Annotated in this window: 17 protein-coding genes; all 17 read right to left on the bottom strand. The window is 55.3% G+C overall.

Features of this window, described 5'->3' with window-relative positions; all coding sequences use genetic code 11:
- Nucleotides 1-82: 82 nt before the first annotated feature.
- A complete protein-coding gene (locus tag RS694_RS17615; RefSeq protein ID WP_029705367.1) occupies nucleotides 83-2965 on the bottom strand; it encodes a lipid II flippase MurJ in 2883 nt (960 codons plus the stop codon).
- A complete protein-coding gene (locus tag RS694_RS17620) occupies nucleotides 2962-4107 on the bottom strand; it encodes a glycosyltransferase family 4 protein (protein WP_029705366.1) in 1146 nt (381 codons plus the stop codon). The genes RS694_RS17615 and RS694_RS17620 overlap by 4 nt, the downstream gene beginning before the upstream one ends.
- Nucleotides 4108-4279: 172 nt before the next feature.
- On the bottom strand, nucleotides 4280-5098 hold the full coding sequence (locus tag RS694_RS17625; RefSeq protein WP_076069867.1) for a glycosyltransferase family 2 protein: 819 nt from the start codon (nucleotides 5096-5098) through the stop codon (nucleotides 4280-4282).
- Nucleotides 5099-5107: 9 nt separating this feature from the next.
- Nucleotides 5108-5878, bottom strand: a complete 771-nt coding sequence (locus tag RS694_RS17630; RefSeq protein WP_161631544.1) for a polysaccharide deacetylase family protein — start codon at nucleotides 5876-5878, stop codon at nucleotides 5108-5110.
- Nucleotides 5875-6864 carry a lipid II:glycine glycyltransferase FemX gene (locus RS694_RS17635; RefSeq protein WP_029705363.1) on the bottom strand — a complete coding sequence of 330 codons (990 nt, stop codon included), beginning with the start codon at nucleotides 6862-6864 and terminating at the stop codon, nucleotides 5875-5877. Before RS694_RS17635 ends, RS694_RS17630 begins: the two co-directional genes overlap by 4 nt.
- The gene (locus RS694_RS17640; protein WP_029705361.1) at nucleotides 6858-7880 is read right to left on the bottom strand and encodes a DegT/DnrJ/EryC1/StrS family aminotransferase; all 1023 of its coding nucleotides are present in this window, start codon (nucleotides 7878-7880) and stop codon (nucleotides 6858-6860) included. Before RS694_RS17640 ends, RS694_RS17635 begins: the two co-directional genes overlap by 7 nt.
- The gene (locus RS694_RS17645) at nucleotides 7873-8847 is read right to left on the bottom strand and encodes a class I SAM-dependent methyltransferase (protein WP_152528737.1); all 975 of its coding nucleotides are present in this window, start codon (nucleotides 8845-8847) and stop codon (nucleotides 7873-7875) included. The genes RS694_RS17640 and RS694_RS17645 overlap by 8 nt, the downstream gene beginning before the upstream one ends.
- A gap of 8 nt (nucleotides 8848-8855) precedes the next feature.
- The gene (locus RS694_RS17650) at nucleotides 8856-9695 is read right to left on the bottom strand and encodes a glycosyltransferase (protein WP_029705358.1); all 840 of its coding nucleotides are present in this window, start codon (nucleotides 9693-9695) and stop codon (nucleotides 8856-8858) included.
- Nucleotides 9695-10930, bottom strand: a complete 1236-nt coding sequence (locus RS694_RS17655) for a glycosyltransferase (RefSeq protein WP_029705356.1) — start codon at nucleotides 10928-10930, stop codon at nucleotides 9695-9697. The genes RS694_RS17650 and RS694_RS17655 overlap by 1 nt, the downstream gene beginning before the upstream one ends.
- A gap of 2 nt (nucleotides 10931-10932) precedes the next feature.
- Nucleotides 10933-11691 carry a class I SAM-dependent methyltransferase gene (locus tag RS694_RS17660; protein WP_161631543.1) on the bottom strand — a complete coding sequence of 253 codons (759 nt, stop codon included), beginning with the start codon at nucleotides 11689-11691 and terminating at the stop codon, nucleotides 10933-10935.
- Nucleotides 11692-11726: 35 nt separating this feature from the next.
- A complete protein-coding gene (locus tag RS694_RS17665; RefSeq protein WP_169850518.1) occupies nucleotides 11727-12944 on the bottom strand; it encodes a sulfotransferase in 1218 nt (405 codons plus the stop codon).
- A gap of 35 nt (nucleotides 12945-12979) precedes the next feature.
- Complete coding sequence (locus RS694_RS17670; RefSeq protein ID WP_076069871.1) at nucleotides 12980-13630, bottom strand: class I SAM-dependent methyltransferase; 651 nt, start codon at nucleotides 13628-13630, stop codon at nucleotides 12980-12982.
- Nucleotides 13631-13705: 75 nt separating this feature from the next.
- Nucleotides 13706-14233, bottom strand: a complete 528-nt coding sequence (locus RS694_RS17675; RefSeq protein ID WP_037246182.1) for an adenylyl-sulfate kinase — start codon at nucleotides 14231-14233, stop codon at nucleotides 13706-13708.
- Nucleotides 14234-14361: 128 nt separating this feature from the next.
- Nucleotides 14362-16158 carry an LIC12162 family transferase gene (locus RS694_RS17680; RefSeq protein WP_161631541.1) on the bottom strand — a complete coding sequence of 599 codons (1797 nt, stop codon included), beginning with the start codon at nucleotides 16156-16158 and terminating at the stop codon, nucleotides 14362-14364.
- 25 nt (nucleotides 16159-16183) lie between these two features.
- Nucleotides 16184-17341 carry a homocitrate synthase/isopropylmalate synthase family protein gene (locus RS694_RS17685; RefSeq protein WP_051391622.1) on the bottom strand — a complete coding sequence of 386 codons (1158 nt, stop codon included), beginning with the start codon at nucleotides 17339-17341 and terminating at the stop codon, nucleotides 16184-16186.
- Nucleotides 17338-18393, bottom strand: a complete 1056-nt coding sequence (locus tag RS694_RS17690; RefSeq protein WP_029705346.1) for an ATP-grasp domain-containing protein — start codon at nucleotides 18391-18393, stop codon at nucleotides 17338-17340. Before RS694_RS17690 ends, RS694_RS17685 begins: the two co-directional genes overlap by 4 nt.
- Entirely contained in the window at nucleotides 18390-19454 is a 1065-nt protein-coding gene (locus RS694_RS17695) for an N-acetylneuraminate synthase family protein (RefSeq protein WP_051391621.1), read from the bottom strand. Before RS694_RS17695 ends, RS694_RS17690 begins: the two co-directional genes overlap by 4 nt.
- Between the last annotated feature and the right edge of the window lie 13 nt (nucleotides 19455-19467).

Below are 19467 nucleotides of genomic sequence, written 5' to 3' on the forward strand. Positions count from 1 at the left end.
GCATACAGCTTGGCAGACTCGCCCGGCAAAACCGGGGCACTAGCCAATAACCCCGAAATGGATTTCGGCGCGTTCATACAGGTCAAACGAATTCTGGCGTGACTTTTGCACTTTGCAACACTCCCCATTGCCATCTGGCCACTACGCACAGTGTAATAAGTGCACAAACAAGGGCAGCCACGCTGGTAGAAACAAGCGCAACACATATTGCAACCCATGCCAGCCAGCCAGCGGCTGCAATCATCATTTCTCGAGGAGACAAGCCAATTTGACGGTACGTACCCGCCAGAACGGCGGCGACAGAAAGAATTGCGCCAACCAGAGCACCGACTGCGACGCCCATTACACCCAACGTCGGCACCAACATCAAGTTCGCCAATATATTGCCTGTAAAACCCAGCATTGCAGAATACAGAACGCGCGAGGTACGTCCTGCCGCGATTGCGAGTTTATTGGCCAGCGCACCAACAATAACTACGGGTATCTGCATCAGACCAATCTTTACGATATCTGCCAGAACAGTAATTTGGGATACGGATAACTGTTTCCCGAGCAGGGCAGCAACGAGTGGCTCCGCAAAAAAAACACCTCCAAGCATCAATACCCCGCCGCACCATATTCCAGCCGCTATGAGACGGTTCGCGTCTTGACGCTGCTGCTTATCTCCCGCACGGAGTATGAATGCTTTAGCCATTTGGGGCAGCACTACCGCCGTAGCCCCAACGCTGGACAAACCTGAGAACAGCACGACTATTTTTGAGGCAAATGCCCAGGCAGCAACCGTTCCCGCCCCCACCGACGAGGCGAATGCGTAATTCATCGGAATCAACGCCGCAGGCAATACAGCCGCTGCAACCAGTGGCCAATACACAGCCCTCACCTCTGCAGTCGCTGCGAAGGGTGCAATTGCAGGCAACAACACCAACCCATGGATACGCAAATGCAAGGACACAATCGCTGCGTTGACTAACGTGCCTAGCAACATGCCACCAATACCCGCCGCCAAAATCAGTTCGCGGGGGGCCATGACCAGCGCAAGCAAAGTCACCACTGGCACTGCGAGTTGCGCCTTTGCAGAGACACGCGGCTTGCCAAGCGAGTTCAGTGCGGCGTTGCCAACTACCGTCCAAGCAGACAGGGCGATGATTGGCGCAAACCATCGCAACAGGCTAACGGCCTTGACTTGGCCTTCCGCAGTGGCAGTGCGCAGTACCCACGTGACAAGCCAGGGGGCGCTGACCCACACAAAACACGTCGCGCCGACCAACAACCATAGTGCAAGCCCGAGTGTTCCCCGCAACAGACGGGCACGCTCAACGGCAGCATGATGTTGAGCCGCAACAAACGGCAATACCATCGCATCCCCCAGAGGTATCGCCAGACAACTGACAAAGAACATTGGAATCATCGCCGCTGCGAAAAAGGCATCCAAGTCTGCCCCCAAGCCCACCTGGCCCGTTAACAACAAATCGCGCGCAAAGAACCCAAGGTAGCAAGTCAGCGTGATCAGCATCACTACCGCCCCCGAACCTGCAAAGCGATCTGCCGGCAGAGCGGCCGGAAACCTCTGCTCAGACAATACCGGGGTATTTGTGGAGGTGGGACGCGATAACACACCGCCCGTCAAATGGCCACTCAAAAGGCTAACCCAGCCCATGAAGCCTATAAGCATAAAAAAGTGCCACAAACCAAAACGTTGCCGGTATAACGTGCCAACGTTCGGGTGGATATAAGCCAAGATAGTAATTAGCACTGCGCAAAAAACTGCTCCCGCAAGCAACTTGCGACTCCTGTGGCGAACGACGGTGACAGCCGCGCCAAGACAGACCAAATACCAAAAGGCAGTTTCCATGGCGCCAATCAGGCGCGGCAAAGTTACACGTTCGCCCCAGGTATTGGGGAATGGGGCAAACAGGCCAACTACCAAGGCCCGTGGGAGGTAGGCGATGGCTGCCCACGCCGTGTCCGGCAGTCTGTCACCATCCACTTCACTGCCTGCCCCCACAAATCGTCCATGCTGCACAAAATGCCAACGGAGTTCGGAGCCTCGATGCAGGCTTTTGTCCAAAATAGCAGGAATCTGCTCGCTTGGCGTCCATAGAAACTTTTCAGTGCTGTATGCGCCTACATTCAATGCACCTTGGTCACTGCCCAAGCTTTCACCGTACACACCAACTGCCGTACCCTGGCGCATAAAAACTGCCGCGACGATCACCAAAAGCGCAATGAACACGAATCGGACTGCAATCACGCTCAGCTTGCTGCGCACGATCGATGCCAAGACAAAAGATGCTGAAAAACCAAGCACCATGACCAATACATAATACGGTCGCACTAAGCCCAGCAATGCAGCCCCCAAAAGGGCAGCCATCAAAATACCAAGTACGTTTCTGAATCGTATTCGAAACTGTTCATCGTGCATTGCTAACCATGCATCCAGCACCAATAACAAGCCCACAATCGCAAATGCGTCTTTGTGGTTTTGCCCATACCACTGCAAGGCAGAAGGAAAAACCAGAAAGCAGATAGCGGCCAGCAGACCGCCGAGCTTACCTATATCACCTTCCACGAGGCGTGCGCCGATGCGGTAAATCAGCAAGGCCCCCGTGGCATGTGCTGCGGCATTGAATGGAATAAACCACGCCGGATCCGGGCCAAGCAAGGCATAAAGTGCAGAAAGCAAGCCCACGTTGGCGGATGCGCCCTGCGGGTAAATCCGCCATTCAGACCAGCCAACGGTATGAATCCGTTGCGCGATATCCACCGCCATGTTGTGAAACACGATGGCATCATTCATGAGCAAGCCGTGCCCGGCATGCATTTCGGGAAACAACGGTAGCACTGCCTTTTGCAGAAGCAATGCCATAAACGACGCGTAGGTAAAACTGAGCGCCCAAAACACGCGCCAAGATGGAAACGTTAAACCATCGATTATTTGGATTCCTGCTGCATACGACTTATTCATACCGCAGCCTTGAATAGTGCCGCGTAAAAATCCAACCATGCAGCGCTCACAGCAGAACTTGAAAACTCGCGCACTGCACGGGTTCGCGCCGCTTCGCCCAACGCAGTTCGCGCGTTATTGTCAGATCCCAGCCATATCATCGCGTCTGCAAGATCGCGAACATTTCCCTTTTCCACAAATACTCCCGTTTTTCGATCAACGATTGCGTCAATGACACCGTCGATCTGATACGCAATGCTGGGAATGCCGCAGGCTGCTGCCTCAATGACCACAGACCCAAAACCTTCTCGGTAACTTGGTAACACGAACACATCCGCCGCAGCCATATAGCGTTCGGGGGTCGTTGTTGAACCGAACCAACGAATACGCGCACCCAATTGATTGCCACGTTCTTGGAGAGCCGCTTGAATGCCGTCTTCATCAGGACCGATCATCCAAAGTGCCCACTGTTGATTTTTTGCGTTAACCGCGGCAAACGCCTCCACCAGATCAAACACGCCCTTATCGCGAACCAGACGGCCAACGAAAACGAACACTGGCACATCGTCGGGAAGATTCAATTCAGCGCGCAACATGGCGCGCACGACAGTGTCTGAATGAAACTGAGTCAAATCGACCCCGGCAATCGACCCGTTGCCGAGAACAATGACGCCTCCGCGTTGCACTACGTGCTCATTCTCTAAAAATCTACATTGCGAGGCACTATCCGCAAAGACTCGGCTGGATAGTGCTGCGATCAGTCGATCGATTGCCTTTAGCAAACGGCGCGCACCACCCGTGCTGTTCGCCCAAACCTGCCCAGTGAAGGTATGGAAGCGCCATGGGACGCCAGCGAGCCTAGCGGCCAGCATGCCGAGCAGCCCCCCCTTTGGCGTCATGCTATGGACAACTGACGGACGTATTTCCCTGAAGCAACGCAATAACTGAAATAGCGCACGCAAATCCTGCCAAGGCCTAATCTTCCGGGCGATATCAACATGGCGCACCCTCACTACATGCGTAATCTCTTCAACCAACGGATAAGCTGTGGTGTTGACACACAGCGTGACATCGTAAGTCCGCGCCAAAGCAAGCAAATGGGTGCGCAAAAATGCGTTGACCGCAAAAGGGGTGGTCGCAACGAAAATCAGGGAGTGTTTCATATCCGATTTGGAGCTTTTAGGCCATTTTTCGCACCAAATACCAACTTGCTACCTTATATAAACCTCAGTAGAAAAATGAAAAAGCAGAGAAATGCGCCCCGTCAGCCATGCCCTATTTATCAGGGTGGCTATACCCAATGTCCTGCAGCGCTGAACAATGTAAAGCGCCCATTTACATCAACTTACGCAATGCGTGAACCAGCAGCCGCTTGGCAAACTTCGCAAGCGACAACGCGACCAATAAGAACCACAGGAGCAGTCCAATTTTCTCATTCTGGTAATGAATTCGAAAGTTGCTCAACTCGGCGCACTCCATTGCCCACAGTTGGGCGCTCAAACCTCCATCACCATAGGGAGCCTTGTGGAGACGAGCCATAGAAATCTCCAGCCGAACGATTTCCACCCCCGCTAAGGCTAGCTGCTGCCATAACAAGGCGTCCTCTGAATGCCGTTGAGACTCTCTAAAACGGATAGGCAGATCAGACTTCAACATAACCGAGGGGGTCGGAAAATAACTTTTTAGCAGGAGTGTCATAGCTGAAATGGGGGAGGCTTTGAATACCCCCACCTTCGCATTCCAACCATCATCGTCATTACTCCAACCATACCGGTGCCCCGATAAGCCGACGCTGGGATGTGATTGCATGTAACCGAATTGAATGTTAATTTTCTCAGGGCACCAACTGTCATCGGAATCCAAGAAGGCGATATAGGGCTGGGATGCCCGGGCCCAACCCGCATTCCTGGCCGAAGCAGCGCCTTGATTTTTGTCGAGCTGGAATATTTTGATCCAGCGCGGATATTGCATGGCCAATTCTTGCAGTATCTCCCACGTACTGTCCTTGCTGGCGTCATCAATCAATATCAACTCCTGGGGCAATAATGTTTGTGCAAGCACAGAATCTATAGCCCGCCGGATCGTGCCGGAACACTGGTAGCATGGAACGACGACGCTTATTGGCGCAAAATTTATGTGCGGGAGGGATATCACAGCAATTGCTCAACGCAGGCGCAAAGGGTCCGTCATCCGGAAGCGATACCAATCCCAGTCACCCTTGATTTTCTGCTCCAGAACACGCGCCGAATCACCATTGAGCACGACAGAGCGGTTCAACATTAGTGCGTCACGCCCTACACGGTTGATATCAAAGTAACTGCTGGCTGCAAGCTCATAGCCACATTCGTTTGCCGCATCCCTCACCCGAAGATTGGCAGCCCCGTAGGGATAGGCCATGGTAGTGATCGACATGCCAAGAACATCCGCGAGGTATGCCTGGCTGGTCTTGAGTTCTGCACGTAAATTGGCTTCGTCGCAACGTGTCAAATCGCAGTGCGTGTCCCCGTGTGCACCGATGCAAACACCAGGCATAGAAGCCAGTTCCCGTAATTCAGACTCAGACAGGAAGCCTTTTTCTTTGTCGCGCACAAAACGTCCAGTGACAAATACCGTAAACGGGATGTTCCGCTCTACCAGGAGTGGTGCAACCACATGCAGGTTGTCTGCATATCCATCATCAAACGTTATTGCCACTTCAGTGGTGTCTGCGGATATTTCCGCATCAGCCCTGGCGAGCCGGTACTTCACCAAAACGTCCAAGTGCTCCTTGAATCGCCCCAGCGCTATCGTATTAAGGTTCAGATGGTCCCCATAGGCACGCTGACCAACAGTGTGGTATGTCAATATGCGCAACCCTTTCTTCGGAGATTGCAATACACGGCAACAAGATACCGCCAGCGATACGGCCTTGAGGGCTGCGCCTTGCCACCTCATGCACGCCCCCTCCGTCCGATGAGGTAACTCACCGGTTTCCGCAAAAAAAAGGGGGAGGCAAAATCCCATTCACCCACCTGCGTGAAATCTGTGGCGCCGGAGCCTTTTTTGAAGTCATACACACCTCGATTATTGACGGGGTCCGCCCCACTCATGTCGTACCACTGCACGCCCATGATTGCGCACTGATTCATTAAGAACCAAAATGCAGAATGTGATGCATAGACCTTTCGTCCTGCCGGATTGGCAACTGCAAACATATCCCACGCCTTGCCACCCATGGCCAACGCACCCCGAAGTGCCAGCAAATTGCCCTGTTCATCATCGCAACGCACGATCACACAGTGTTTACCAAACGCCGAAAGCAATGACTCGATCTCATCCTTGCTGGTTTGGGCTGCAAGACCTTTCAGCTCCTGCATAGATTCATATGCCCGCATCATTTCCACAGGGTCTGGATTCGCCCAGACAGAGGTTGATAACCCACGCTTGAAGGATCGCCGCAAATTGTGACGCCAGTTACCGCTGCACATCTGCAGCCGTTCCTCCTCAGGCAGGGAAGGGCGGTACTCCAAACTCATGCCACTCGACAAAGGCTGAGAGCTTCGCGCCCATCCGTTGGAATCCAGCATCTCGTCAACCCCGTTCGCACGCACGCCCAGCGCATTGAATCTGCAATACAAAAATTTGAGCCCCGACAGCTTGCGAATAGCTTGTCTGAAATCCTTGTTCCAGGACTGGATATCACCCAAAGGCCCCCCTGGAATCCAGACAACGCCGACACCCAAAGGATAACGACGCACTAATATCTGGGCAGCTGCAACCACTTGACTGTTCCGACGAGCCACCATCCGCACTGGCAGCCACCCAAATCGCGCTCGATGTTCGCCCCACGCGTGACTCTGGTATACCGTGAAGTCTTCCAGTCGAAGAATCAAGGCATCCCACTCAATGGCGTTTCCGGTCCAGCGCTGCCAAGTTAGCATAGGAAATTTATCATCCAGAGAGACTGGTAGTGTGCTGGGGCAGTCGGAGCAACTGCCTTTGGCAAATCAGGCCAACGCACACAATCCAGCCCGGAAGAACGCGCTACTTTGACGACAAAAGCAGCGTCGGCATCCGATGCATAGAAGGGAAAACCATAGGGCACGGTATTTTCTGGGAGGCTTGGGAACACAGTTTGAATAGGGTAGTTCGCCAGTTGGAGTTGAAACTTTTGGTACAAATTTTTGCGCCGCTCTGTCTCGGCCGCTGCATCAATACTCGCTAGAGCCTTCATCACATAGGGGTGTGGCCTAGGGTCTTTCGGCAACACAAATTCATTCTCTTCTGCAAGCGGGGTAATAGCATGCCCAGTCCGCCAATATCGAATCAAGCGCACAAGACTTTGCATCCATGCCAAGACTGGGACTCTCAAATACCGCTGAATTCTAGACAAGAGACGCTTCAGATTAAAAGATACTGGTAAAGCTTGATCGGAAAAAGGCAGCTGATCGGGCAGCTTTTCTACCATTGATGCACGGTTCACCAGCAGTGCTGCGCCATTGGGGAGGAAAAAGGTCTTTCGCATACTAAGTAGTCCAAGGTCGCCTCGCGAGCCCAATAGCGCGCCAGACGTGTCAGCACTTAGAAACCCATGGGCATTATCTTCGATCAAAATTGCCCTGGTGCGCTTGCAGTAGGCGCGGAACGGTTCCAAGTTCTGAGGGAATCCGAAGTAATTCACCGCTAAAACTGCTGCGCAGGTAGGCCATAACGCTGAGGAAGCACTAGGCTCCAGGCGTTCATCGACTTCCAAAAAGACGGGCACGGCACCAACCGCGTGTATGGCGGCCAACAGATCCCTGCATATAAATGCAGGAACAAGAATGTATGCTCCTGGGGCCAAGCTGAGCGCACGCAAGCCCTCGGCGAGTGCAAATCGCCCCAAGCTAAAAAAGCGGACTGCACTGACATCGGAAAACCCAGGCAGATTCAGTGCAGCATTTCCCTTGTCAATCATTCAACTCCAGTATCGCGATGAGGTCATTGCCCATGCCGGAATGGTCAAATTGATGCAAAGCGGCCTGGAAGGCCTTTGCAGATCGTAGACTTGTTGCCTTACCAAAGGCCTCTGGCAGCAAACCCACTTTGGCTGCAGCTATAAACATATGCGGATAGGAGAACGTCTGCATACTCACTAGGCGCAATCCGAATCGCTTCGCATAGTTCTCAATATCAACCGGCCTGAAGTGGTACAGATGGATTGGTACTTCAATGCAATCAGGCGCTACTTTATAAATTAGCCCACCATAGTTTGGAACTGCGACCATTACCCTCCCCCTTGGAAGAAGACGATCTTTCACAAATGCGAAATAGGCTGCTGGCGAATGGACATGCTCAAGCGACCAATTCATTCGGATCATGCCAAATCGTCTCTCTTCAGGCACAGAGGAGAGATCAGGCCAAACTTCGATACCGGCTTTCATCAAGCTAGTTCGCGCTTGCTCTGCTACTTCGACTCCCGCCACGGGGATAAAACGCCGACATGTCCGGAGACTGCTTTGCCCCCCCCAGAAATGGGCACTGATACCAGCACCGCATCCAATGTCTAAAAATGCTCCCTGCCCCCCTGAAGCATAGTAGTCACGCACCGGGTCAGCTATTTCGGGTTTGACATATGGCGCCAGCCGATTCCCAACAGCAGGCACCAGATCGGCAAGCATTCCCAAAGAACTGTTTGCAAAGATTGTGGCTAATCGGGCCGCCCACCGACGCAAAGGGGATGCTACTTCGTGAAAGGAATAGGTATTTGCATAGTATCTTCCAATTTCCGCACTTGTTGGACGCGGGTTGGTAGAGTGCAACCCGCACTTCAAGCACTCCACCACGTTGAATATCTGATTAGTAGTGGCATGCAGTTTGTCAGTCTGCTGTGTAACCAATCTAGATTCGACCGAGCCGCAGAAATCACAAGATACAGTTTCCAAAAAAGCTCCTATTTGACTCGACCTAAAAGTCGATCACGCAACTGCCCAGCATAAGACCTGGCGAGAGCTTTAATAATCAACGCCTTCGTCCACCATCCAACTGCCTCCGACCAAAAGAACTGCAGATAAACCCCTCTTACCTGCTGTCGGATTTTTGGTGCTGTAGCAGTGGCTTGACTCGAATGCACCCGCCAAGCGGCAAGAATTTCCCTTGCATAGGCAAAGTCAACAATCATACCGACTCGAATAAAGTATTCAAAGTCACATGCATAACTGAGTTTTTCGTCCAGTAATCCAACTTTTTCAAACACATCTCTGCGCATGAACCATGCTTCGGAATCTACGTAACAACCAACTTGCAACAGCAAATTCCCTGCCACAACCTTGGGGATGAACGCATCTGGCAACGAGAACTTGGAGAAATGGTGCCCTAATATATTCCCGTGTTCATCAATGAAATGCGTGTCACAGAATATAAGTCCAGCCGTCGGATACTCTTTAGAGACTTCAAGTTGCCGCGCTATGCGATTTGGATAACATAAGTCATCTTGATCAATAATGGCCAGCCAATCGCCTTGCGATTTTTGAAATGCAAAGTTTCTGGCATTGGGCAAACCACCATTTTTCTTGAAATAGGGCTTTATTTTTTTATGTCGATTGGCATATTCGTTGATGACATCTGCAGTTCCATCCTTTGAACCATCGTCAACAATAATGACTTCTATATTTGGATAGGTTTGCGCCAAAACACTATCCAAGGTCTGGCGCAGAAACCTTTCACCGTTGTAAGTACATATAACAATTGATACCAATGGGCTATTGTTTATCACAGCACGATCCTCTTCCATCAGGCAAGACACTCTAGAAAGAGTTGCCGATACTCATTCGCCATATCTTGCTTTAAATTGAGCAGTTGATCCCGCGCAAGTGATGCCCGGTGCTGCCACTCCTCTGGGACTGTCACGAGGCTTGTGAATGCATAAGACAACTCCGCCGGGCTTCCAGGTGAAACCAGTACGCCGAGCTCTGGCGTGACGAACTCAGGAATGGCACCCACATCTGTTGCCAAGACAGGCACACCGACCCCCATTGCCTCAATCAAGGTCAAACCAAAACCTTCAAAACTTCTTGTCGCTACTACCAGCAAGTCCAATTGTGCAATCAGGGATACCGGGTCGCCCTTCACGTAACCAAAAAAGTGGATTCTGTCACCCACCCCTAGTCTGCCCGCAATACGCGTCAGCCGCTCCAGTTCATCTGCAGGATCTCCTGATCCAATGACAATCACGCGTAACAGCTCGCGCACAGTCGGCGCAACTCGGGCCAATGCGAACACCAAGTCTTCGTGCCCCTTATAGGGGGATACACGACCGACAATACCTATCAACTTTTCTCTCTTGGTCGCACCAATGGACTCACGGATATCTACTGCAGCATCCTCTTGCTGTCGCAGATCGCTGCGGATACCGTTATGGATCACGCGTATGCGCAGCGAGGCCGCGTCAATCCACCTACGCGACAACAGCGCATGTCTGGTCGCCCGCGATACACACACGAAAGCTGAAGCCAATCTGTTCATTCTGCGGTCTACATACTGCTCAAACCATGCCATAAATGGGGCAGCTGCCACAGCAGCATGATGCACCAGCATCACACGAGCACCGATTCCTGCGCGAGCGCCGGCCTCCAGCGCGCAAATTGCTCCCCATGCTGCCGGATACCCTCCGTTATCCGCCAACAGCAAGTCAAAATTACCTTCACGCGAGAACTGCCGTTGCAACCGCCTGACCGACAGCCAATAGGTCAATGGCTGCAGAAAATGCAGTAGCTTTGAGACATGGCGCAGCAGCCGCGACTCCCGGCAACGGCGATTCAATTCATTGTGGGAATAGGAAACCGCTTCGACGCTGCGAACGTAAGGAAGTTTTGCAAAATTTTCCCGCAGGCGTGCAAATCCGCGGTTACCCTTGTTCACCATCAGCACGATTTCGTCATCAGGCACCGGCCAGGTGGACAGCAGTTCCAGCAGGTGGGTGTCGACGCCGCCCCACGACTCCTGTTCCCAGTAAATCAGTATGCGCACGCTTACACCACTATGCCTTCAGCCAGCGCGTGGTGCTCAAAAAGAAGGGTGCGAATCACCCCCCCATACTCGGGCACCTCACAGAGCTGTCTAATCTTGTAGCCTGTCACATTGAAAGGCGGCGCAGTGAGCACCACGCCGGAATTGAACAGCAGGCGAATGCCGCAACCCGCCGTGATATCTGCATTGGGCTGGAACCCCGGGGTATCTGGAAGGTGCTCAGTAATGACCCAGCGCTGGTATTTTCGGCACTTCTCCAGCACTTGCTGAATGTGTGCATTGGACAGATGCTGAAAGACCTGCCGGACAAAGATGACGTCGCCATCGGGCAGAGCATCGTTCACAGCATTCAAACATAGAAACTCAACATTTGGAAAGTCAAAGTTCTTTCGGTTGTGTTCCTGCAGTTCCGCAACGATATCGCACGCATAGTAGTGCTGCGCAAACTCGACAAACTGCCGACCAACATTGAAGTCCCCGGAACCCAAATCGACCAAAACAAGCTTGTCTGGAAAAGAGGCCAGAAAAGCCTGAACTGCCTGTACGTAGGGCGTGACGATGACAGGATCGTGGGAGCCCGTCCCTGAATAGTAGCTGCCCTCGTCGCTGCCCCACTCCCTGTTCTGATAAATCTCGGAAAAGACTCGCTCGACAGGCAAATTACTGTATCTGCCGTGTTGGCGGGCTTCAGCTGCACGCGCACGCATTTCCAGCAGTTTATTTGGCAGGATACGCCGCACCATAGAACGCAGCAAAGCCACAGCCTTGCTCCGTTTGAAATTCTGTGCAGGCTTTCTCATGGGTGTTCGGCCCGACCGGTCACCTGGACCCAGTTGCCGTTAAATTTGACACCGCGCAGCGTGCGCATGTAGTGGCGATAACAGAGTTGCACGCGCCGAGCATAAAAAACAGGGGTCAATAACAACTGCAACCGCATCTGATTGGTTCCCGTACGCAATATTGACCAGATATGGCTCGGGGACAGGAAGCGAAGTTCGCACCTGAGAGGAAGAAGAATGGCCATGGCGACCAGCACGGTATCGACAGGCCCTACAGGCCGTACCGGATAGCGATACCAGCGCAGGCGGTCATTCATGATGTAGTTAAGCACGTACTTGTCGATGCGCCCCAGGCGCTGCTGCCAGCCGTTTTCAGTACGCGTTGCGGACCAACCAGTGGCCGCAAAGGTCTTGTTTGAAATCCGATCACCATGCCAATCCAGTCCGGCCCAAGTGCTCCTGAGCATGGACTCCTGGAAGTCCACCCCCAACCAGTCAGCAAACGCCCTCAGTACGTCCTCTCTGGGAATATCCTCAAGGCGTGTTGCGATGTAATCAAGACCCAGTTCCTCGGCGAGCGCCGAATCTTCAAGCGCCATCTTCAGACAGTTGTAGACATGCTGCTGGTTGTCGTGGCTACGGTAATAGCGCCGAAAATGCTCAACATGCGAGCAGAAATTCGCCCTTGGGTCCCGGGAACTGAAGACCACACGGGCTCTGGGAAAATCCTTGAGAAAGAGGCGGAACTCATAGTCCAGATGCGGGTGGTGAAAAATGACTTTCGCATCCGCGATCTGCTGGCCGAGACACAACTTATAAGCACCGTAAACCGCTAGCAGGAAGTCCCGGCTGGTGACCGGATGTTCACCCATGAGTCCGACTAAATGGGCTTTGAATTCAGCAGTGTCCAAGGTGAACGACTCGTCGGAGTGCTCACCGAGCCGGTCTTTGGCTTCTTGTATATCGTAACGGGACACCAGCTTGTAAAGGTATTGCCCAATAAACTCGTCGGCGGCATCTGCCGCCCGTACACCCGCCACATTGAAGGTGAGCGCTCGGGCGAAGAATTCCGAATAAACGGCGAAGTGACCGTTGAAGGTGGCAATCTGAGTATGAGAATCAAGCAGACTTTGAAGAAAATCAGAGCCTGTGCGTCCGGTCGTGACCAGCGCCACCATGGGCAGCGACTGCATATGAGCCATCCAGCGCTGATAGTCCTGCGCCGATGCAGCCACGCGGCTCGTGTTTCCCACTACCATCTATCCACCTGTCACGCAGGGTGGGACTGAATTACAGCGCGCATTACTACCGGATCCTGATCGCCGAAGGGCGCAAAACCCGGCGCCACCTCAAAATAGCGTACCGCGAAGCGTGATGCAACATCGGCAAGAAACGGCTCGGGATCAATGAAGCGCCGGTAATGATCGGTCTTGAATTCGTGCAAGCCGACCTTGCTGCCAACACCGTAGAGCGTGTCGAATATCGTGCGCGCCTCCAGCATCAGAACCCAAGGCGCAGAAGTGATCCTGCCAATATTAGCCAGCAATCTGTCGGCTTCTTGATAACTGATGGAATGCAGCGAAAAGCGGCTGTAAATAACCAGCCGCTTGGCACCCTCGCCGAACGCATTGAAGTCGAGGTCAGTGAAATCGGCTTGCTGCACGGCCATCCTGCTCGAAATGGCAGGAGGAAGATCATTGGCAACCTTCTGGAAGTTCCCGACGGCTACCGCGCAGGCGTCGAGGCCGGTGTAATGCGAAACAGTTTGCCCAAGAGCTAGGCCATCACGACCGTTGCCGCAACCGAGCTCAACCACCGTATCACTGGCTCGCAGTTGGCGCTCAAGGCAGTAACGCCCAAATCCCGATGGCTCCTGAAGGGAAAAGGCCTGGTAATGACTATTCCAGAATGAGTCTTGCATTGTTTTCTCTTGCGTTATTGTTATTCTTCCCGCCAAGGCTTAGGGGCGGGCAAAAATGTAGGTGATAGAGAGAGTCTAGCTGACGGCCGGATAGAGCTTGTCAAACGCATCCATCAGCCGTTCTAGCTCGGCATCTGGCTCCAGCCCCGGCATGTATTCGATGACGAGATCTGGACGCAACGGCTCGTCAACCGGCACATCGAGTCCCGCGACATTGTGCAATTCGCCAGCATCGAAGCGGCGATAAATGCCTTTGGGGTCGCGGCGACGCAATTCATCGATAGCAACCTTGAGGTAGACCTCGAAATAACCCGGTTGGTTCTCGCGATTCCATTGGTGGATTTCCTTGATCAGGGCAACGGTGCTGACCACAACGGTGACTCCCTGCGAAGCGATCAAGCGGGCCAACCGTGCATATTTGAACGCCAACTGAACCCGGGCATCGCTGCTATGGTCGGTGGTGGAGGCCAGGGCCTCACGCAGCTCATCGCCATCGAGCATCACCACGGGACGACCCAAGTCGCGAAGACGCTGAGCCACCAATCGAGCCAGCGTGGTCTTTCCAGCGGCAGACAGGCCTGTAATCCAAAAAACATTCGACATAAAGTGGCAATGATCAAGCTACTGGAAGTGAGTTTTTAGCCGGCGGCCTGACAGGAAGAAACCGGCTGCAGCCACTTAGATGGCGTGCTTCGCCCCTCTAATTTTAGGGAGAAGGCACTTTAATTATCTCATTTCCCGGCAGCTAATCGGCTCTCGAATGTCAAGGCCGCCAATAACTCCCGCTCAGGATCTGCAACGCTTCGCGCATATTGCGCGCAGAACGCTTGGACCGCGTGCTGGATCTGAGGCTGCAACCACCAGCTCACCACGTCATGCCAAACCGCATTGACATGCCGTGCCGCAGCCACCGGGTCTTCGAAAAATATACCCGCGTCGGCCAGTACCTTAAACAACGGCCGCGCTTCGGCACGCAACTCCCATTGGCCGGGGTTCCAGAACATCACTGTGGGGATGTTTCTGGCTAGGGTCTCAAGAAATCCGGTTGAATTGTAGGTATAGACGAACAGCCTGCTGCTCTGCAGCCTTTGCTCGATGGGCGTCACGCTGGGGTCGACCTCTACTTTGGGAAAAGTCGCTCGCCATTGCGGCACATATGCACTGCGCAGCTTTTCATCAGTACGCTGATGGATACGCAACACGAGTTGCTTTCGGGCGGGCGCATCCAGAGCCTCGGCAAAAGCCAGTTGATCGGATAGGAATGCCTGGGACTGATTGGCGGCCACCGGCCAACTACTGTTCTTGAAACTCACCATGCGAATGGGCACAGTGACAAGCAACAGATCCCCATCGGGCTTGCCTACGCCTTGTTTGCGGTCCAAATTGGTCAGCGCGAACAGCGGATAAATGCTGGGCCGTGCGTCCCGCCAACCCCAGGTGAGAAAGCGGTCCGAAATTTCCACCTGATGGTCCTCCCCCGCAACTACTTCACCGACCCCATAAAAGCCACCATGCTGGCCAATCACCAGCGGAACGCCTTCTTGGGTACGCGCTGCGGCCCAGGCCTGGAACACCTCGTCGAACTGGAAAGAGTTGGACGTGAAGATGACCCTGGGCCGCTTTGGCCACGGCAGGCAGCGCAGCACCTCCATCAAGGCTGGGTAGCCTTCCAGGTAAACCGTCGGTATCTGAAGCGGGATCATCTTCCTCAGGAAAACGCGGAACGGATCATCCGTCACATTCTCAGCCGGCAGCTCGAAAACGCCTCGAAGGGCCATGTCGGGAGCGACCTGGGGCGGCGGGGGCGAGCGCCAGAACTTGGGGATCTGCCCGAGCTTCAACTGGAGCCGCGCCGAAAAGGACCTTGGCAGGCCCGTATTCAGGAAAAACGCTTCCCCGGGAAGCACCAGCCTGTCAAGAAAGGCCCTGATCGCCTTGCGCAGTGTTTCCCCCGCGCCGACCGGTGCGTCCGCCGTGGCGCTGGTCTGCATCAGTCCGCGGCTTTCACCGGCCACCTCCTCCCACGTCAGGCACCCCTGCTCACGGATCGCACAGGCATAGAGAAAATGGTTCCAACCCAAATCGTCCGGGCTCATACCCCGCAGGTCACGGGGAATCAATTCATCTCCCGGGTCGTTGATAAGGAGTGTCGAATCCACATCGTCGCGCTCCGCAGCTTTCGCAACCATGGTCCAGCGATCAAAAAGTACGTGGGTAAACAGGTATAGCCAAGGGCCCAACAAGATGCGCCAGTACCTCAGACCGTGCTGCGTTCCATGGTGCGCATTGAGCGCCGTCGCAAGGTTGGCCAAAGCCGCTTCATAGCAGGCCTGCAGGTAAGCATAGTCTGCGCGAAACTTGTCGCGATCGTCCCAGTGGTAGGGAATCACCTCTGCGTCCAGCCCTTCCCAGCGTTCACGCTCGTCGGGCAAGCGGCACCAGTTGCCGATGAAAAGGAGGGGCTGATCACGGCGCCAGGAGCGCTGGTCCGATGTCGTCACCAGCAATCGGCGCTTCGTCGCGGCCATAGGCCGGCTCTCGTTACCCTCCATGTCAGCTGCGTGCCGCAAGCTGAGCGACCATGGCCCTGAGCTCTTCGTCGCCAAGGATGGCTGAATCGGTCAGGCGGCCCTTGATCTGCGCAAAAAGCTGGTCCAATTTCCGCTCCTCCAAGGACATGCCCAGCGCAGCGATGCGCGCCGCCACCCCCTTGCGGCCGGAATGCCGCGTGATCGGCAACTGCCGCGCAGGAGCGCCAACCCGTTCGGGCTGGATGATTTCGTAGGTACTGGCCGCCTTGAGTATCCCGTCCTGATGCAGGCCGGCCCCGTGGGCAAACGCATTGCCGCCGACGATGGCCTTGTTCGGCGCGATCGAGAACCCCGTCGCTTCTGCGACCAGCCGGCTGGCCGGCCAGAGTCGCGTCGTATCGACGCGGTTGGAAAACGGGTAGCGGTCCGGCCGCACGGCCATGGCCATGACAATTTCTTCCAGGGCAGCGTTGCCCGCCCGCTCTCCCAGGCCGTTGATGGTGCAATGCGCCTGCCGCGCCCCCGCCTCAAGGCCGGTCAGCGTGTTGATGGTCGCGAGGCCCAAGTCGTCGTGACAATGGATGCCAAGCAAGATACCGCCCAGCTCGGGCACTTCACTCTGCAGCGTTTCAAGGTAGTGGCGAATGTCCGGTGGTGTGGAGTAGCCCACTGTGTCGGCCACCGTCAGCACGCTCGCTCCACTCTGAACCACTGTCCTGGCCACTTTGCACAAAAAATCAAGGTCCGCCCGCGATGCATCTTCGGCAATGACTTCAACCTCTGCGCAAACATGGCGCGCCGCATTAATGCATTCCACCAGCATCTCAAGCGCGGCCCCCGCCTCCATGCCCAGCTTGCACCGGATGTGCAGATCGCTAACCGGCATGACCAGAGCGATCCGTGGGTGTGCCGCCCAGCGCAAAGACTCACCGGCCACGGCGATGTCATCGAGCTTGGTTCGCGCGAATGCGGCGATCCTGACTTCGCGGCATTGGCGCGCAATATCGGCCAGCGCACGTGCGTCTTCCGGCGATGCCGCCGGAAATCCGGCCTCTATGGTGTCTACGCCGAGACGCTGCAAGGCCTCGGCAATAGCCAGCTTCTGCGCGGGCAGCATGGCAGCCCCGGGCGCCTGCTCGCCGTCCCTTAGTGTGGTGTCGTAGATCTGTACCGGGATCATGAAAGGTCGGCGGCTTTCACCATCAGAATGGCCCTGGGCGCCATGCCCACATCGATGTCCCGTACAGGTGCCTTTAGCGGGTAAGGCGTGCCCAGCGTTTCCGCGATGGCCGAGGCCATGATCGGAAACCCGGCCATATGGGCGGCCACAACGCTACCGCTGGGCCTCGGGTTGACCTCAAGCAAGCACGGTCTGCCCTGATCATCCGTCATCAAATCAATATCGTGGAGCGCATCAAGGCCCAGTGCCTCGGCGATTTCGAGGCAATACTTCATGATTACCGGATCGGAGACGATCCGATTGCCAGTAAACGGAATTCCTGCAGGGTTGAAGCGGCGGCGAACCAGCGCCGCCTGCGCCTTACCGCGGATCGCAAACACATCCACGTCATGAACCGGGGCGTGGAGCAGAGGCATTACCATCAGGGCTCCATCTTCAAACCACTTACTCATTTCTTCCGGCGTAGCATGGTTTGCCTCGCGCTTTTCGCGTGCGCCGCCACCAATCCAGGCCGCAGGCGCTTCGTCGGAACCGACCAAAACGCGCATGCCGCGCCCGCCCCGGCCCGCCACCGGTTTGACAATCACGCTGCGGCGCGGATAACCGAAACCGGAGATGGCAGAGCGCAGATCGTCCACGCTGGCCACACAGACATGCTCGGGCACCCGCAGCCCGGCAACCTGCAGCGCACGATATGTGGCCTGCTTGTCGCGAATCAAATCAAGTACCGCGACCGGACTCGCCAACACCACCGCGCCCGCTGCTGCAATCTTTTCACGACCGGCAGCCAAGCTGAAGGCCTCGGGGTCGGAGCCCGGCAGTACCAGATTCACCTTTTCGGCCGCAACGATGCGTGCCACCTCATCAACGTAAGTGGCATCCTCACCCCAGGGCACCTGGTAGAAAGCATCCACATAAGCCCGCCCTGCCGCGTTGGGGGAGGCGTCCACCCCCACCAGATACGGTTTGAGTACCGGGTCACCACGCAAATGCGTCAACAAGTCCGGCGACATCGTTCCGCCCACGCAGGTCAGGAGGACGCGGGCCGTCATGCCAGGTTCACCACGTCGCCGGCGCTAATCGGCTGGTCAAGCGCGATGGCAACCCGGGCGGTTTTTCCGAGTACCGATTCGTAACTCGACGGCGGCAGGCCGGCTGCCCCAGGCAGTGGCCGCTTCAGCCCCACATTGGCTGCGGAGAACACATCTCCGGCGGCAATCGGCTCGCGAGCGATGAGGCAGCGGTGACGTTGTGCGCGGACCGCCTCCTCGGCCGGCGCCGGCACGATCCGGCCGTCCCCGAGCATCACGGAAAGCCGGCGAATCCCGGCGACCATCTGGCTGAACCCGCCCGGCTCCATGGAAATAAAGTGATCGGCCCCGGCAAGGTGCTTGTCGAGCGTGAAGTGCTTTTCGATCACGGTAGCGCCAAGTGCGACCGCAGACAGACAGGCCAGGTCATCGAGCGTGTGGTCTGAGTAGCCGACGGGTATGCCAAACCGCTGCGCCATCGCCTGCATGCCATTGAGGTTGATGGTCTCGTCAGGCGCCGGGTAAAGCGCCGTGCATTTGAGAACCGCAACGCCAGGCGAACCATGCTGCTGGGCGGTCGTGATCGCAAGCGCGATTTCCTCTTCATAGGCCAACCCGGTCGAAATAATCATGGGCAGGCCGCGGCGCGCTGCCTCGGCAATCAGCGGCTGGTTGGTCATGAGGCCGGACGAAACCTTGACGGCCGGCATGCCAAGACGGCACATCCGGTCCAGGCTGGCAAAGTCACCGGGCGTTGAAAACAGGATGATTCCAAGCCGGTCTGCCAGGGCCATCATCTGCTGCATTGCCGCATCGTCGAGCGACTTGTCGCGAAACTCGGCATGCGAAACAGTGCCAGCAACATAACTCTCTTCTGCATCGACGGTCTGCAATTTGACGGCATCCGCACCCGACGCGGCTGCCGCCTCGATCATGCGTGCACAGAGTGCTACATCACCATGGTGGTTGACCCCCACCTCGGCAATGACAAAGACGGGCTGCCCGGGTCCGATGAGGCGATTGCCAATAGCGAAAGAGGTCGCTGCCCCTGCCGTTTGGCCACGGGTCGATGTTGATTTCATATTGCTGGTTTCC

Source organism: Rhodoferax saidenbachensis (assembly GCF_001955715.1).
Classification (GTDB): Bacteria; Pseudomonadota; Gammaproteobacteria; order Burkholderiales; family Burkholderiaceae_C; genus Allorhodoferax; species Allorhodoferax saidenbachensis.